The organism is Nocardia sp. NPDC052316 (assembly GCF_044547795.1).
Classification (GTDB): Bacteria; Actinomycetota; Actinomycetes; order Mycobacteriales; family Mycobacteriaceae; genus Nocardia.
In genome coordinates, this window is the sequence record NZ_JBIUBB010000002.1 from 828,990 (window position 1) to 843,639 (window position 14,650).

The 14,650-nt window shown below is 67.1% G+C and carries 15 protein-coding genes; 9 read left to right on the top strand and 6 right to left on the bottom strand.

Translation table 11 applies throughout. The features are described from left to right. Positions 1 to 11 precede the first annotated feature (11 nt). From ACIHA7_RS10525 to ACIHA7_RS10535, 3 genes are read right to left on the bottom strand one after another with little or no spacing between them, the layout of a single operon-like run. The gene (locus ACIHA7_RS10525) at positions 12 to 1,781 is read right to left on the bottom strand and encodes an oleate hydratase (RefSeq protein ID WP_397287851.1); all 1,770 of its coding nucleotides are present in this window, start codon (positions 1,779 to 1,781) and stop codon (positions 12 to 14) included. A 49-nt stretch (positions 1,782 to 1,830) separates the two neighbouring features. Further along, entirely contained in the window at positions 1,831 to 2,682 is an 852-nt protein-coding gene (locus ACIHA7_RS10530) for a 3-hydroxyacyl-CoA dehydrogenase (protein WP_397287853.1), read from the bottom strand. A 48-nt stretch (positions 2,683 to 2,730) separates the two neighbouring features. Further along, a complete protein-coding gene (locus tag ACIHA7_RS10535; RefSeq protein ID WP_397287855.1) occupies positions 2,731 to 3,375 on the bottom strand; it encodes a TetR/AcrR family transcriptional regulator in 645 nt (214 codons plus the stop codon). 428 nt (positions 3,376 to 3,803) lie between these two features. Between ACIHA7_RS10535 and ACIHA7_RS10540 the strand changes: the two genes are divergently transcribed. The 3 genes from ACIHA7_RS10540 (at position 3,804) to ACIHA7_RS10550 (ending at position 6,783) form a co-directional block, all read left to right on the top strand. After that, positions 3,804 to 4,679: a hypothetical protein gene (locus ACIHA7_RS10540; protein WP_397287857.1), complete on the top strand. Its 876-nt coding sequence runs from the start codon at positions 3,804 to 3,806 to the stop codon at positions 4,677 to 4,679. Continuing rightward, entirely contained in the window at positions 4,672 to 6,447 is a 1,776-nt protein-coding gene (locus ACIHA7_RS10545; protein WP_397287859.1) for a GMC family oxidoreductase N-terminal domain-containing protein, read from the top strand. The genes ACIHA7_RS10540 and ACIHA7_RS10545 overlap by 8 nt, the downstream gene beginning before the upstream one ends. A gap of 150 nt (positions 6,448 to 6,597) precedes the next feature. Continuing rightward, positions 6,598 to 6,783, top strand: a complete 186-nt coding sequence (locus tag ACIHA7_RS10550) for a hypothetical protein (protein WP_397287861.1) — start codon at positions 6,598 to 6,600, stop codon at positions 6,781 to 6,783. 25 nt (positions 6,784 to 6,808) lie between these two features. Here ACIHA7_RS10550 and ACIHA7_RS10555 read toward each other — a convergent pair whose 3' ends face one another. After that, positions 6,809 to 9,091: an ATP-binding cassette domain-containing protein gene (locus ACIHA7_RS10555; RefSeq protein WP_397287864.1), complete on the bottom strand. Its 2,283-nt coding sequence runs from the start codon at positions 9,089 to 9,091 to the stop codon at positions 6,809 to 6,811. Between the two features lie 92 nt (positions 9,092 to 9,183). Here ACIHA7_RS10555 and ACIHA7_RS10560 point away from each other — a divergent pair, with 92 nt between their 5' ends. From ACIHA7_RS10560 to ACIHA7_RS10570, 3 genes are read left to right on the top strand one after another with little or no spacing between them, the layout of a single operon-like run. Then, entirely contained in the window at positions 9,184 to 9,780 is a 597-nt protein-coding gene (locus ACIHA7_RS10560) for a class I SAM-dependent methyltransferase (RefSeq protein ID WP_397287866.1), read from the top strand. A gap of 28 nt (positions 9,781 to 9,808) precedes the next feature. Beyond that, positions 9,809 to 10,096 carry a hypothetical protein gene (locus ACIHA7_RS10565; protein ID WP_397287868.1) on the top strand — a complete coding sequence of 96 codons (288 nt, stop codon included), beginning with the start codon at positions 9,809 to 9,811 and terminating at the stop codon, positions 10,094 to 10,096. Then, a complete protein-coding gene (locus tag ACIHA7_RS10570) occupies positions 10,093 to 10,500 on the top strand; it encodes a hypothetical protein (protein WP_397287870.1) in 408 nt (135 codons plus the stop codon). Before ACIHA7_RS10565 ends, ACIHA7_RS10570 begins: the two co-directional genes overlap by 4 nt. 213 nt (positions 10,501 to 10,713) lie before the next feature. Here ACIHA7_RS10570 and ACIHA7_RS10575 read toward each other — a convergent pair whose 3' ends face one another. Next, positions 10,714 to 11,598: an LLM class F420-dependent oxidoreductase gene (locus ACIHA7_RS10575; protein ID WP_397287872.1), complete on the bottom strand. Its 885-nt coding sequence runs from the start codon at positions 11,596 to 11,598 to the stop codon at positions 10,714 to 10,716. A gap of 143 nt (positions 11,599 to 11,741) precedes the next feature. On the opposite strand from ACIHA7_RS10575, the gene ACIHA7_RS10580 reads away from it, so the two are divergent. The 3 genes from ACIHA7_RS10580 to ACIHA7_RS10590 all read left to right on the top strand — a co-directional run bounded on the left by ACIHA7_RS10580 (position 11,742) and on the right by ACIHA7_RS10590 (position 13,920). After that, positions 11,742 to 12,050, top strand: coding sequence for a nuclear transport factor 2 family protein (locus tag ACIHA7_RS10580; RefSeq protein WP_397287874.1), 309 nt, complete (start codon positions 11,742 to 11,744; stop codon positions 12,048 to 12,050). Positions 12,051 to 12,189: 139 nt separating this feature from the next. After that, on the top strand, positions 12,190 to 13,332 hold the full coding sequence (locus tag ACIHA7_RS10585) for an alkaline phosphatase family protein (protein WP_397287876.1): 1,143 nt from the start codon (positions 12,190 to 12,192) through the stop codon (positions 13,330 to 13,332). Between the two features lie 264 nt (positions 13,333 to 13,596). After that, positions 13,597 to 13,920 (top strand): hypothetical protein, encoded by a 324-nt coding sequence (locus tag ACIHA7_RS10590; protein ID WP_397287878.1) that lies wholly within the window; start codon positions 13,597 to 13,599, stop codon positions 13,918 to 13,920. Between the two features lie 176 nt (positions 13,921 to 14,096). Here the strand turns inward: ACIHA7_RS10590 and ACIHA7_RS10595 are convergent, their stop codons facing one another. Beyond that, positions 14,097 to 14,519: an MmcQ/YjbR family DNA-binding protein gene (locus ACIHA7_RS10595; protein WP_397287880.1), complete on the bottom strand. Its 423-nt coding sequence runs from the start codon at positions 14,517 to 14,519 to the stop codon at positions 14,097 to 14,099. Positions 14,520 to 14,650 lie beyond the last annotated feature (131 nt).

The following is a 14,650-nucleotide window of genomic DNA, read 5'->3' on the forward strand; positions in this document are numbered from 1 at the left end:
GGCGCAGCGGACTACTTCTTGTCCGCGACCAATCCATACTCCTCGAGCATGACCCCGATCTCGGTCGACTCCAGCTTCTTCATCAACTTCTTCCGCAGCAGGTCCGGCCCGGGGATGTGCAGCTCGTCGCCGTCGCGTAGTCGGCTCGTCGCGGCCAGCAGTTTGCGCACGTCATAGGTCGAGTTGTAGACCTCCGGCACGCCGCGTTCGATCCCGAGCAGCTGATACGACGCCTCCATCGCGGTGCGCACCGAGTACTCGGTGGTGAAGATGCAGTCGCGGGTCGACTCGGCGAACTGACCGATGAACGCGAAGTTCACCGACCCTTCCGGCACCACGTCCGGGCGATCACCGGCCTGACGCGGCATGAAGAACGCCGTCACATACGGCATCATCACCGGCACGCATTTCGCCGAATTCGCCGCCAGCTCATCGATTTCGGCTTCCGGCACACCCATGTGGTAGAGCCATTCCTTGGTGATTTCCTCGCCGGTGCATTCGCTCATCGGCTTCTTGACGTAATCGCCGGGCACGTCCACGAACAGCGAGTAGATCCAGACCACGATCTGATCCTTGGGCTGCTGCTTGAAATGCGGCTGCCGGTTCACCGTCCAGCTCATCAACCAGCTCGAGTCCTTCACCGTGACGATGCCGCCGGTGACGACCTTCCCGCTGAACGGATCACGCTTACAGATCTTCTGGATATACCCGGGGATGCGCTCGTCGAGCGTGGTCACCGTCGCCGACTCCCACTTGGTCTCCGGAATATGGCCACCGAACACCTCGGGGTGCCCGAAGGAGGGGTCCTTGGCCGCGATCCGCCGCCACAGGTCCCACGCCGGCGCGGGACCGTCGAGCAGTTTCGCCGGCGTGTGATGATCGCCGTCGTTGGAGTTCTCGGTGAGCGAGCCGATCGTGGTGAACAGCAGATCGTTCTCGCCGAGCTCGACACTGCCCTCGGTGCCCTCCGAGACCCAGTGAATCTTGGTGGCCTGCTTGCGTTCCCGGGTCAGATGGAAGTCGATATCGGTGATCTCGGTATCGAACCGGAACGTCACGCCCTGATCGAGCAGCCACCGATACAGCGGCAACACCAGCGACTCGTACTGGTTGTACTTGGTGAACTTCAACGCCGAGAAATCGGGCAGACCGCCGATGTGGTGGATGAAGCGGTGCAGATACAACTTCATCTCCAGCGCGCTGTGCCACTCCTCGAAGGCGAACATCGTGCGCCAATACAGCCAGAAGTTGCTCTGCAGGAAGTCCTCGCCGAAGACCTCGTCGATGCGCTTGTTCTCCATCTCCTCCGGCGCGGCGAGGAACACCTTGATCATGTCCTTCTGCGCCTTGTTGCTCAGCGTGAACAAGCCGTCGGTGTGCGCGTCCTGACCGCGCTTCTCGGTGGCCCGCTGCAGCGAGGAGTTGGGGTCGTCCTTGTTCAGCCAATAGAACTCGTCCAGGACGCTGGCCCCGTCGATCTCCATCGAGGGCACCGACCGGAACAGATCCCACAGGCATTCGAAGTGGTTCTCCATCTCGCGGCCACCGCGGATCACGAAACCCTTCTTCGGCTCCTTGATGCCGTCGAGCGCGCCACCGGGCAGCTTCAACCGCTCGAATACGGTGATCTTGTCACCCGACATCTGACCGTCACGGATGAGGAACGCCGCACCCGACAGCGAGGCCAGGCCCGCCCCGACGAACCACGCCGTCTTGTCCTGCACCCCCTCGGGCTTGCGCGGTCGGGCGAAGGCCTCGTAGTTGCCGCTGCTGTAGTACATGTGACCCCTCTCCTGGAAACTGGTTCGGAATTACTTGCCGCGCAGGCGTTTACGAGTACTTGTAGAAGCCCTCACCGCTGGACTTGCCGAGCTTGCCCTTGTCGATGTAGTTGTCCTTGAGCCACGCCGCGAGCTTCTTGCCGTCGTCGTCGCTGTTGACCAGGATGTTGTACGGAGTGTTGAGGCCGATGACATCGATCATCTGGAACGGTCCGAACGGGGCGCCGGTGGCGATACGCCAGGTCTTGTCGACCGCTTCGGGGTCGGCGTAGCCGCCCGCACTGAGCGCCATCGCGGAGTTCAACAGCGGCACCAGCAGCGAGTTGACCACGTAACCGGCCTTCTCCTTGTGCAACTCGATCGGCACCATGCCGATCGCGTCGGCGAACTCGGCCACCGCGCGGAACACCTCCGGATCGGTGTCCTTGGTGCCCATCACCTCGGCGGTGTTGTAGCGCCACACGTCGTTGGCGAAATGCAGCGCGAGGAACCGGTCGGGACGCCCGGTGGACTCCTTCAGGTCGCTGGGCAGCAAGGTGGAGGAGTTGGTCGCGAAAATGGTCCGGTGCGGGGCCAGTTCGCTCAGCTTCTGGTAGGTCTCCTGCTTGATCTTCAGCACCTCGGGCACCGCCTCGATGACCAGGTCGGCGTCCTTGACGGCCGCGGCCAGATCAGCGGTGGTGACAATGGAATCCGCGGCCTTCTCGGCTTTGCCGTCACCGGCACCGTCGACCTCGTCGCGGTAGATCGACACCAGCTTGGCGAAACGCTCGTTCGCCGCCCGCAACGCGTCGTCGTTGATGTCGTAGGCCGTGACCTCGAATCCGTGGAACGCGGTCTGGAATGCGATCTGTGAACCGAGGACCCCGGTTCCGAGAACGGTCACCTTACGGATGCTCATGGTGTTCTCCTTCCTGCCGGAGGCGAGGTTCGCCCCTCGACGTCCACCTCACTGGATCGAGGCGAAGAAACCCGCCACGATCTGGGCTATCTGGTCACGCAGGTCACCGGTCGCGTCGCGGCCGGGATGCGCGCCGGTCGACGGCCGAGCCAGGATGAGATGCAGCACAGCGAATACGCTGCGTCCCGCCAGCAATGCGCGGGCGAACAGGTCCTTCGCGTCGGCCCCGTCGGTTGTCACCTCCGCGGTGAGCCGTTCGGCGATCATCGCCTCCAGCCGGGCGACCAAGGCGAGGCCCTCGGCGCGGTACTGCTCGGTGGGTGCGCCGAACAGCAACTCCCGCTGATAGGCCACCGTGTTCTCCACGCGACGGTCCGCGGCGCGCAGGATCGGGCCCACCATGGCGAGCACCGCCCGCACCGGGTCGCCTTCCGAGCGTGACTCCTGTTCGCCCAGCTCGAGTGCCGTCCGGAACTCCTCGTTGTAGACCATCAGCAGCAGCTCGCCCTTGGACGAGGCGTACCGGAACAGGGTGCCCGCCGCGACGTCCGCGCGATCGGAGATCTGCTGAGTGGTGACGCTGTCGAAACCACGCTCGGCGAACAACGCGGCCGCGGCCTCGAAAATGCGCGACTGCTTGTCGCGCATGTTGCGCACCCGGCGGCCGGTGTGTGCCGCTTCCGGCGTGGTCATCACCGCAACACCTCCAATAGTGAGTGGACTCATTTTTGAGCGTACTCCTAGTTATCCAGCGGTCAACCCCTGGACTCCTGCCGACGTACCCACTCACCCGCCGATCACCGCTGAGCCCGCGTAAGGAATTCGCATCCGCGCGGACTCGTCTTTTCCGGGAGGGTCGGCCCCCATCGGTCCCGGCGTCCGCTGCCGACGACCGGCGCAGGGCCGAACACTTCGGCGCGTGGGCTTCGGCGCGGTGTTCGTGCGCGCTGCCGATCGACCGAATAGGCAGCGCGCATACTGAACCCCTTGGGGCCGTTCACAATTGGACGCCACCGTCGCTTGTGCAATGCGACGATTATCGAGCAGTCCGCCCAGCCGACGGCCGCGACGCCGATACCGTGAAACAAGGCCATTCCGGACTCCGATCACAGGGGGTCACGATGTCGAACGAGGATCGTGTGCTCGGGGGTGTCGATCGCCGGGACTTCCTGACGCGGATGGCCTGGTTCATAGCCTGCGCGGGGTCACTGGCTCCGGGCGCCCTCACACCCGCGGTGGCGCGTGCGGGCCCGCTCGACGCCGTCGACGCCGTGGTGCTCGATACCCTGCGCGGGATCTGCGTGATGGTGTTGCCCGGGCCCGACGAATGGTCGCGCGCGCAAGGCACTCCGCGGCTCGGACCCGGCGTGATCGAGGTCGGCGGCGGCGAGTTCCTGCGCGGGCTGTTCGACAACTACCTGGCCGCCGGCGATCAACTGACCAGACCGCTGGCCCTCGGCTTCGCGCAGGCCTTGGACGAGCTCGGCATACCAGCACCCCAACTGCTCGGTGTCACCCCCGAGCAGGGCCTGCGCATCGATCAGGCCCTGGGCTACCGCTACTCCGATCGCGTACTGCCACTGTCGATCCTGCTCACCCTGGCACTGAACTTCGGTGCCCTGCTCGTCGCACCCGCCGGCCTGGTCGGCCCGCTCGGATCCCCGTTCGCCCGGTTGAGCCTGCACGACAAATGCCGCGTCCTCGAACTGCTCGAACGCCCGATTCCCGCGTTGACCTCGATCGTCGACCGCGCACTGCCCGGACCCTTGCGCGGCTCGGGCACCGGATTCCTGCGCTTCGCAGGCGGGCTCATCCTCGAGGCCGCGGCCTTCAGCGTCTACTCCGAAATGGAGATGTTCGACCCGAGCACTCGCACCGTGCCCACCCGGCCACCGTCGTGGCAGATCACCGGGTACCGCCCGCACGGGCTGGTCGAGGGCCACCCCGAACTGATCGGCTACTACCAGGGACGCAGGGAGGTACCGGCGGATGCGTGATGTCATCGTGATCGGCGCGGGCGGCGGCGGCCCGGTGATCGCCGCCGAGCTGGCCGGGCGCGGGCTGGATGTGCTGCTACTGGAGGCCGGTCCGCGCCACGCCGCACCCCGTGCCCAGTGGTCGCACGCGGAGAACGACGCCAACAACCCCAACGACGGTTTCCTGCGCTTCGGCCCGCAGGATCGCCGGAAACCGGGCTGGTTTCGGGAGTGGGCGTCGAACCTGTATGCCTGGCAACTGTCCGGGGTCGGCGGCACCACCGCCCACTATTTCGGCAACTGCCCCCGCCCGTATCCCGGTGTCTTCCAAGGCTATTCGGGTCCGGACGCCGCAGCCTACGATCGTGACCACGAATTCCCCTTCAGCTACGCCGAATTCGTGCCTTACCTGGAGTGGGTCGAGGCGACCCTGCCGGTGCAGACCGCGGCGATGGGCACCAAGGAAGCGCTCACCTTCCGCGGCTGCGAAAACGCCGGACTCTCCGTGCAAACCTCACGCAACACCACCGGCATCGCCTTCCGGCCCCAGCAGAACGCGATTCTCCAGCCGGGCGGCAACGCGGGCCGCACCGACCGCGCCGAGCTGCTCACCTACCCCGCCGCGACCGGCTGCACCTTCTGCGGCCACTGCTTCCAAGGCTGCTACGAACCGATCCGAGCGCCCCGCAACCTCGTCGCCAAACGCTCCACCGACAACAGCTACATACCGCTCGGTCTCGCCGCGGACGCGGTACGCCCCGGCGGCAAACCGGTCGAGCTGATCGCGGACTCCTTCGCCACCGCGATCACCTCCGAACAGCGCGGCAACGACGTGGTCGCGACGGGGGTGACCTGGCGCGACAACACCACCGGCGAACAGTTCACCGAAGACGCCACGGCGGTGGTGCTGGCCGGCGGCGCGACCGAAAGCCCACGGCTGTGGTTCAACAGCGGCCTGCCCAACCCCAACGACTGGGTGGGCCGCGGCCACACCGACCACTTCCTCGACTGGGTCGTCGGCGCCTTCGACGAAGACACCGGCAACTCCAAAGGCGCCAACTCCGCCGCCCGCATCGAGTTCCCCGGCCACGGCGGCATCGAGAACGTCGGCTTGACCCCCGCCGTCCAAGCGTTCTCGATGTGCCTGTCCGACAGCGGAGTTCGCGGGGTCTACGACAACGGCCGCGGCCCGACCGGCCCGTGGGACGGGCGCGCGGGCCGCCTGGTCGGCACCGAATTGCTGGACCTGCTCGCCCGCGGCATCGACCATCTGCTCAACTTCCTGGTCATCACCGACGACCACGTCGAACCCGGCAACCGGATCACCCCGTCGCTGTTCCCCGCCGACGAGAACGGCGCCCCCGCCAAGATCGACGTCGCACGACGGCAACGCAAGCCGCGAACCCTGGCCAACCGGGAGTTCATGGCGTGGCGCGCCGCCGAGATCATGCGCGCCGCCGGTGCCGAACAGGTCTACCGAATGGATTGGGCGCCGCTGCTTCTGCACGTGCACTCCTCGATGCGCATGGGCGCCTCCGCCGCGAACTCGGTCCTCGACGCCAACGCCGAAGCCCGCTGGGTCAAACGCCTCTTCATCGCCGACAACTCCGCCCTGCCCAACTCCCTCGGCGGCCCCAACCCCACCCTGTCCACCCAAGCGCTCGCCACCCGCACCGCGGAGAAACTGTTCCAGCTCTACTTCGACGGCGACCCCTGGGTTGCGAGAGAAGACCCCATCATCACCACCGACCCCCGCATCACTACGCGCCTGGCACAACTGGGCTTGTAACCGATCCGCCGGGTGGTCCCACCATCAGCACTGCTCAACCCCTGACGGCAGGCTCGCGCGGTCACCGCCTGAGCCCGAGACTCCGCCGCGCGCAGGTCGACGCCGAAATCGAACTCCAGGACGTTCACCGACACGGTGGCGCCAGACGTGATGACCGACGGGACGCAGCGGCGGACACCTGGGCAGACGTTCGCGACACCGCCGCTCGACGCCGCCCGGTTCGCGAAGTATCCGCCGATGGCATACGGGGCGTGGACCGATCGTTCCGGCACCACGACGCCTGCCGTGCCCGGCCTACCGCACAGCCGGTCACGCGGCGCGAAAGTGCCGACGTGACCAGCTGGCTGTGGATGGGTGAGCCCTACGCCTCCTTGTACTTCCGGAGGTACTGCCCCGTCAGCGAGGTCGGGTGTTCGAGTAGCTCGGCGGGGGTGCCGGTGAACACCACTTCACCACCCGCCTTGCCGCCGTCGGGACCCAGGTCGATCACCCAGTCCGAGTGCGCGACCACATCGAGGTTGTGCTCGATCACGACCACCGTGTTGCCGCGGTCCACCAGGCCGTCGAGCAGCGCGAGCAAAGTGTCCACGTCGGACATGTGCAGTCCGGTGGTCGGCTCGTCGAGGACATAGATCGAGCCGGTGTTCTGCAGCTGGGTGGCGAGTTTGATCCGCTGACGTTCACCACCGGACAGGGTGCTCATGGCTTGGCCGAGACTCAGATAGTCCAGCCCGACCTCGTTCATGGTGCGCAACTTGGCATTCAGTGCCTTCTCCGGGAAGAACACCAGCGCCTCTTCCGCGGTCAGCTCCAGCACGTCGGCGATCGACTTGCCGCGCAAGGTGAGTGCGAGCACGTCCTCGGAGAAGCGGCGGCCGTCGCAGGCATCGCAGTGGGTGGTGACCGGATCCATGTAGGCGATCTCGGTGATGATCACCCCGCGGCCCTCGCACTGCTTGCACGCGCCCGCGGAGTTGAAACTGAACAGCCCCGGCGACTCCCCGGTCGCCTTGGCGAACAGTTTGCGGATCGGATCCATCAACCCCAGGTAGGTCGCGGGCGTCGACCGCGAGGACGCGGCGATGGCCGACTGGTCGACGAAGATCGCCTCGGGCTGCTCGACCACGAACACATCCCGGATCAGGCTGCTCTTGCCCGACCCGGCCACCCCGGTGATCGAGGTGAGAATGCCGGTGGGGATCCCGACGGTCACATCCTTGAGGTTGTGCAGGTCGGCGTGCTCGATCAGCAGCTCGCCGGTGGCCGCACGGAAGGTGTCCTTCACGCTGAACGGCCTGCGCAGCCCGGCACCGGTGGGGGTGTCGGCGGCCCGCAGCTCGGCGAAGCTGCCCTCGAACACCACCTGTCCGCCGTGCAGGCCCGCACGCGGCCCCACATCGACGACATGGTCGGCGATCTGGATGACGTCGGGGTCGTGCTCGACCACCAGCACCGTGTTGCCCTTGTCCCGCAACGCCTTCAGCAGATCGTTCAACCGGCCGACGTCGCGCGGGTGCAGCCCGACGCTCGGTTCGTCGAAGATGTAGGTCATCCCGATCAACGTGCTCGACAGATGCTTGATCATTTTCAGCCGCTGCCCCTCACCGCCGGACAGCGTCGAGGTCGGCCGGTCCAGGCTCAGATAGCCCAATCCGATGTCGGCGACCCGCTGCAGCGAGGTCCGGATCGCGGCGGCCAGCCCGATTGCGGCCGGGTCGGTGATCTCGTCGAGCACCACCATCAGGTCGGTGATCTGCAAGCCGGCCCAGTCGGCGATATTGCGGCCGTTGATCTTCGTGGCCAGCGCCGCCGCGTTGAGCCGGGCACCGTGACAGGTCGGGCAGATGCCCTCGGTGAGGAACTGGCGCATCTGCTCGCGGGTCTTCTCACTCAACGTGGAGGTGTCGCGTTGCAGCCTGGTTCGGGTGAACTTGGTGGCGATGCCCTCGTAGTTGGCCTTCCAGGTGCCCTTGGCGAAGGTCAGCTCGACCTTGCCGCCGGAGCCGTGCAGCAGATCCTCGAACTCCTCGGCGGTGTAGTCGGCGAGTTTCTTGTCCGGATCGAAGCGCCCCGACGTGCCGTAGAGCTGCCACTCCCCGCTGCCGACCCCGTAGCCGGGCAGCAAGATCGCACCCTCGTTGAGCGACTTGGTCCGATCCAGCAGCCGATCCGGATCGGCCCGCACCGTGATGCCGAGGCCGTCGCAGTCCGGGCACATGCCCTGGGGCACGTTGAACGAGTAGTTGTAGACGAAACCCGCTGAGGGCGAACCGAATCGGGCGAACATCGCCCGCACCATCGAGAAGATGTCGGTCATCGTGCCCACCGTCGAGCGCGGGCCACCGCCCACCGGCTGCTGATCGATGATCACCGGCGCGGTCAGGTTCTCCATCGCCTCGGCATGCGGGCGTTCATAGCGGGGCAAGAAGTTGAGGATGAACGCCGGGAAGGTGGCGTAGAGCTGGCGCTGCGACTCCACCGCGATCGTGTCGAACACGATCGAGGACTTGCCGGACCCGGACACTCCGGTGAACACGGTGATCTTGTTCTTGGGGATTTCCAGCGACACGTCGCGCAGATTGTGCTCGCTGGCTCCCACGACCCGGATGACATCGGCGGAAACAGCGGATTCGGCAAAAGGCATACCGATACCTTGCCATCGGATACCGACAATTTGTGCGGGCGATTGTGATGCAGATCACACAAGATTTTTACTTCGGCCCCTACCCTCATGGCGTGCAAGGCGATCCCTACTGGAACCACAACACCCACTACCACCCCTGGCTGCTCGCCCAGATCCCCGGCGACGCCCGCACCGCACTCGACATCGGTTGCGGCGACGGCCTTCTCGCCACCAAGCTCGCCCGCCGCGGCCTCACCGCGCACGGCGTCGATGTCGACCCCGCCATCCTCGCCACGGTGCCACCCACCCCGAACCTCACCCTCGACAAGGCCGACTTCCTCGACCTCCCAGGAACTTTCGACTTCGTCACCGCCGTCGCCAGCCTGCACCACGTCCCACTGAAGGACGGCCTCACCGCACTGCACCGGCTCGTCGCCCCCGGTGGCACCCTCGCCGTCGTCGGCCTCTGGAAGTTCGCTCTGCGCACCGACTTTCCCTACCTGGCGCTGCTCCCGGCCATCCTGGCCGTCGACACCCTGCACCGCCCGAGACTCGCCGACCCCGACGCCGCACTGCGCGACCCGGACGACACCTATCGCGAGATCCGCGCCGCCGCCACCGAGATCCTGCCCGGCGCCCGGATTCGCCGCCGGCCGTTGCTGCGCTACACCCTGCTCTGGCGCAAACCCGCGCAGGTGACCCCTCGCTAGCGATACCGCGCCGCGATACAGTCGTGGTATGCCATCGTCTCGGGAGCCGAAAACGCGAAAGGTCACCGTCACGCTGCCCGAAGAACTCGTCGCGACGCTCGAGAGCTGGCGCGCGGGTGGCCGGATCGAGTCGGTGTCGGCGTTCGTGTCCGAGGCGGTCCAGGGTCGGATCAGCCGAGCGCAGTCGCTGGCCAAACTCGAACAGGTCCTCGGCGGCCGCCCGCCCTTGGATCTGATCAATCGCGCCCGGGCCGTGCAAGGTCTACCGCCGTTATCCGAGGAGGAGGCTGGCAGTCCGCACGCCGGCGCCGCGTGATCTCCGCGGCCCTCGGCGGTGTCGTCTTCGACACCGCCGCCGTCATCGGGTTCGCCAACCAAGCCAACTACGCCCAAGCCGTCGTATGGGCGACCGTGAACGCGGGCAACACCATCGTCGTGCCCGCCACCGTCCTCGGCGTGGCTCGCGCCCACATCCCCGCCGACCGGCTCGACATCCTCGCGGCGCTGCTCGAACTGCCACACACCATCGTCCCGGTCTTCGATCGCGCCGCCGCCGAACTCCTCGGTGCCGCGCTCGCGGGCAGCACCAACGCCGAAGCCCTGCTGCCCGCGGGCCACGCCACCCACGAGGCCATCGCCCGCGACTGGCCATGTCTCACCGCCCGCCCGAAAAAGCTGCGCCAACTCGACTCCCGCGTGATCATCGACCCCCTGCCCTGACCACACGCGCCGGGAGTTGGGGCCGCCGAGGGGGTTGGGAGGGCGGAGCTGGCTCCGGGGGCACCCCTCGCGACCCGATCGCCACGTTATTCGACCGCGCACCGCGCGATCGCCCGCACGCCGCCCGGCAGCAGCGCGCCACCACTGCACCCGTGCTCGGCAACCGCCCGATCCGGCGGGCGCCACATCAAAGGTGTGTCGTGATGAACCGATTCAGCGCAACAGCTCGATCACCGGCGCGAACTGCTCCATGCTGTGCTCGAGCACAGTGATATAGCTGAATCCGTATCGATCACGGTGCGCGCGGACCCGCTCGGCGATCTCCTCGGGCGTACCGATCAACAACGTCGGCAGCTCTTCGGGATGGTCGGCCACATCATCGGGCAACGCGGGACCGAACAACTCCAGCACCGCGGCGCGTTCCTCCGGCGGCACCACCCGCTGAATCAGGATGTTGAACTCCACACTGTCGGCACGCGGACCGAGCAGACCCCGCACATACTCGACCTTCTCGCCCATCTCGCCGATCCCGGCCAGATGCAGCGGCCCGCCGTTCTCCGTCGCCGACGCGCCCGGGAACGCGATGATGTCGGCGTGCTCGGCGGCCAACCGCAACAGCCGATTACCCCAGCCCGCGAGCAACAGCGGCGGCCCGGACGGCTGAGCGGGGCGCGGCTGATATTCGGGATCGGAGAACAGGGTACGCAGCGTGGTCACCGTGCGCGCCAGATGCTCGACGCGTTTGCCGCCGCTCTCGAAAGGGATACCGGCGGCCTCGAATTCGGCCTGCACGTAGCCCGCGCCCAGGCCGATCTCCACCCGTCCGTCGGTCAGCTGGTCGGCGCCGGCGATGTCGCGGGCCAGCAGCACCGGATTGTAGAACGGGGCGTTGAGCACGAAGGTGTTCAACCGCACCCGTTCGGTCGCCTCGGCGGCCAGGATCATCGACGGGAACGGCGCGGGACACCCCAGATGATCGGCCACCCCGATCACGTCGTAGCCCAGTTCCTCGGCCCTGCGGCACTTTTCGATCCAGTAACCCCGGGAGTCCGGCGCCACCATGTTGACACCGAACCGGAATGCACGCTGTGCGGTCACATCGTCCTGTCTACCAGCAGGCGGCGCGGGGCACAGCACGCCTGCCATCCCGGCAGCCGTCCCCGATCTGCCCTACAGTGGACGCCAGAGATTTGCTGCTCTCCCGTCGATGCTCCGCCACCTGATCCGAGAGGGGTAACCAGATGACTGAGCTAGATCCCGCGGTGCAGGAATTCGTGGACGCGCTCAACGCCAACGACCAGGACCGGCTCTTCGCCGCGCTCACCGACGACGCGACCATGTCCGACGACGGCGTGGAACGCAATGTCGGCCAGTGGACCGACTCGGAAGTCTTCGGCAGCAACGGCCGCATGCAGGTCGAGTCCATCGGCGACGGCGGCACCGAACTCGTCGCCGACTACACCAACTCCCGCTGGGGCTCCATGCGCACCAGCTGGCGCTTCACCGTCCGCGCCGGCAAAGTAGCCCGCTTCGAAACCGGCCAAGCGTGACCGTGCGCCGAGATCCGCACCCCTTCCCGGGATCCGCACTGCTCAGGGGTGCCCGTAGGGGGTGCGGATCCCGAGACAGTGCGAAAGGTCCTCGGTGCGGCCTTGCCCGCGCGGCATTGATCTTGACATCCTGAGCCTCGTGTTCGACGCGCCCCGTTACGGAACGGGCTTCCTGGCTGATGTGTTCCCTTCGCTGCTCGCCGGATTCGGTGTTCCCGGCGAGACCGACCGGCTCGGCTTGGGCATTACCGCCGACCGGGTGTGCGTGCTGCTCATCGACGGGCTCGGCGCGCACGCACTGGCTGCCAACTCCGCAGTGGCGCCGTTCCTGTCCGGCCTGGCCTCGACCACGCTGACCGCAGGCTTCCCGAGCACCACCGCGACCAGTCTCAGCTCGCTCGGCGTCGGCGTGCCTCCCGGCGAGCACGGCATCGTCGGCTACCTGCTGCGGGTGCCCGGCCAGGACCGCCTCGTCAACGCACTGCGCTGGCAGCTGCACGGCGACGGCCGGCGAGCCGACCTGCTCAACGAGCTGGTGCCCGAGCAGTTCCAGCCCACCGCAACGGTATTCGAACGCGCCGCGGCCCACGGGATCACCGTCACCCAGGTCGCCCCGAGCTACCAGAACGGTTCCGGACTGACCCGGGCGTCGCTGCGCGGCTGCGAGTTCCGCCCCAACTTCTCCATCGGTGACCTCATCGACGGCATCGGCACCGCGATCCGCGCGGGCGACCGCTCACTGGTCTACGCCTACCACGCCGATCTCGACACCACCGGGCACGTGCGCGGACCGTCCTCGGACGCCTGGCTGCTCGAACTCGCCCACGTCGACCGCCTCGCCAGCGAGATCGCCGAACGGTTGCCGCCCGGTGCCGCGCTGCTGGTCACCGCCGACCACGGCATGGTCGAACTCGACGAACGCATCGACTTCGACCACCGCACCGAACTGCGGGCCGGCGTCGAGCAATTGGGCGGGGAACCCCGCGCACGCCACGTCTACACCGAGCCCGGCGCCTCCCCCGACGTCGCCGCCGCCTGGCACGACATCCTCGGCACCGACTTCGCCGTACTGTCGCGCGCCGAAGCCATCGACCGCGGTTGGTTCGGCCCCGTCGTCACCGCGCACATCGCCGAACGCATCGGTGACCTCGTGGTCGCCGCCCGCGGCACCGGCGGCATCATCCGCAGCGGCGCCGAACCCATCCAATCGATCATGCTCGGCCACCACGGCTCGCTCACCCCTGCCGAACTCGATGTACCGCTGCTCACCTTCCGCTCCTGAACGAGAGGTGACCAGTGCCGGGATCGCGCCGCCGGCCTTTTGCGCCTGAAGTCACGACCGACTGGTGCGGACATGCCGCCGCGGACCTTCCGCCCCCGCACGGCTAGCCACGGGAACCCGGCAGCACCCTGCCTAACCCGCAGCACCCCGCGGAACCGGCCCGCGACCCGCCGGACACCGGCCGGACAGGCAACCGGCTCGTGGAGCTCTAGGCTGGACGCGATCACGCGGACGGCCGCGCGACGAAGCATCCAGGAGGAGCACATGAACGCCACGCTGTCACGGACCGGACGGACCGGGCTCGCGATCGCGGCGGTCGCGCTGATGCTCGCCGGCTGCACCGACGTCCAGCGCGCCCTCAACCGCGGCGGCGACACCCCGTGCAACGAGTACGTCAAGCAGAACCAGGACGAAAAGCGCATGACGATCACCAAATTCGTCAAGCAGCAGACCAACGACGACCGCGAACCCGCAGGCACCGTGGTCGACGCGACCATGGTCTCGGTCGACCTGCTGTGCGGCGGCCAGCGCAACGCCGAAACCCCCATCAAGAACGCCGACGTCGCAGGCATTTTCATCAACAAGTAACCCATCCGGCAGTCGATGCAACCCCGCATCGACCGCCGCGCAAACCGCCGGTGGCGAGATCCGCACTGGTTCTCGGGATTCGCACTGCTCAGGGGCGCCGGTGTTCATGCGAGTTCCGAGAACCAGTGCGAATTCCCAGCGCTCGTGCGGGTACCGGGAACTGGTGCGGATGGCGATCAGGGGGCGGGGTGTGCGGCCAGCCAGTCGTTCGCGCGTTTGCGGGATGCGCGGGACAGCCACGCGTCTTGGATGATCTCGGACAACTCCCCATAGGTGAGTTCACCGATTCGGCTGCCGCGCACCAGCACCGACGGGTGACCGTCGAAATGTGCGGTGGTGAAGAACGGCGACCGCGGATCCTGCACCAGCGCCTGCTTGTCCGACTCCGAGGGCACCCAGAACACGATCACATCGGCGTAGCGCTGCCCGGTCTCAGGATCGACGGCATCCGGACGTGGCGTGCGAAAGAACACGAAGGACTTACTGCCGACCTGATATACGGCGTTGCCACTCGGACCGTCGACCCGGGTCACATACGGCATGCCCGACGCCAGTTCGTGCACGTCGGCGACCCGAGCCCGCCGCGAAACGGTAGCCATTCCAGCAGCATAACGACGCACCCGGCCGGCGCGGCGCGAACCGAGCCGCGCATACTGGCGCGGCACACGCGTCCGCCACGCCGAGCGCGACACGGCCTCAACCAATGGGGACCGTTCGGTTTGCCCTCAAT

Excerpts from the sequence above, each read along its gene's own strand:
- ACIHA7_RS10580 (WP_397287874.1), top strand. The coding sequence starts at position 11,742 with ATGACTGAGCTAGATCCCGCGGTGCAGGAATTCGTGGACGCGCTCAAC.
- ACIHA7_RS10530 (WP_397287853.1), bottom strand. The coding sequence starts at position 2,682 with ATGAGCATCCGTAAGGTGACCGTTCTCGGAACCGGGGTCCTCGGTTCA.
- ACIHA7_RS10525 (WP_397287851.1), bottom strand. The coding sequence starts at position 1,781 with ATGTACTACAGCAGCGGCAACTACGAGGCCTTCGCCCGACCGCGCAAG.
- ACIHA7_RS10550 (WP_397287861.1), top strand. The coding sequence starts at position 6,598 with ATGACCGACGGGACGCAGCGGCGGACACCTGGGCAGACGTTCGCGACA.
- ACIHA7_RS10590 (WP_397287878.1), top strand. The coding sequence starts at position 13,597 with ATGAACGCCACGCTGTCACGGACCGGACGGACCGGGCTCGCGATCGCG.
- ACIHA7_RS10540 (WP_397287857.1), top strand. The coding sequence starts at position 3,804 with ATGTCGAACGAGGATCGTGTGCTCGGGGGTGTCGATCGCCGGGACTTC.
- ACIHA7_RS10535 (WP_397287855.1), bottom strand. The coding sequence starts at position 3,375 with ATGACCACGCCGGAAGCGGCACACACCGGCCGCCGGGTGCGCAACATG.
- ACIHA7_RS10565 (WP_397287868.1), top strand. The coding sequence starts at position 9,809 with ATGCCATCGTCTCGGGAGCCGAAAACGCGAAAGGTCACCGTCACGCTG.
- ACIHA7_RS10595 (WP_397287880.1), bottom strand. The coding sequence starts at position 14,519 with ATGGCTACCGTTTCGCGGCGGGCTCGGGTCGCCGACGTGCACGAACTG.
- ACIHA7_RS10545 (WP_397287859.1), top strand. The coding sequence starts at position 4,672 with ATGCGTGATGTCATCGTGATCGGCGCGGGCGGCGGCGGCCCGGTGATC.
- ACIHA7_RS10555 (WP_397287864.1), bottom strand. The coding sequence starts at position 9,091 with ATGCCTTTTGCCGAATCCGCTGTTTCCGCCGATGTCATCCGGGTCGTG.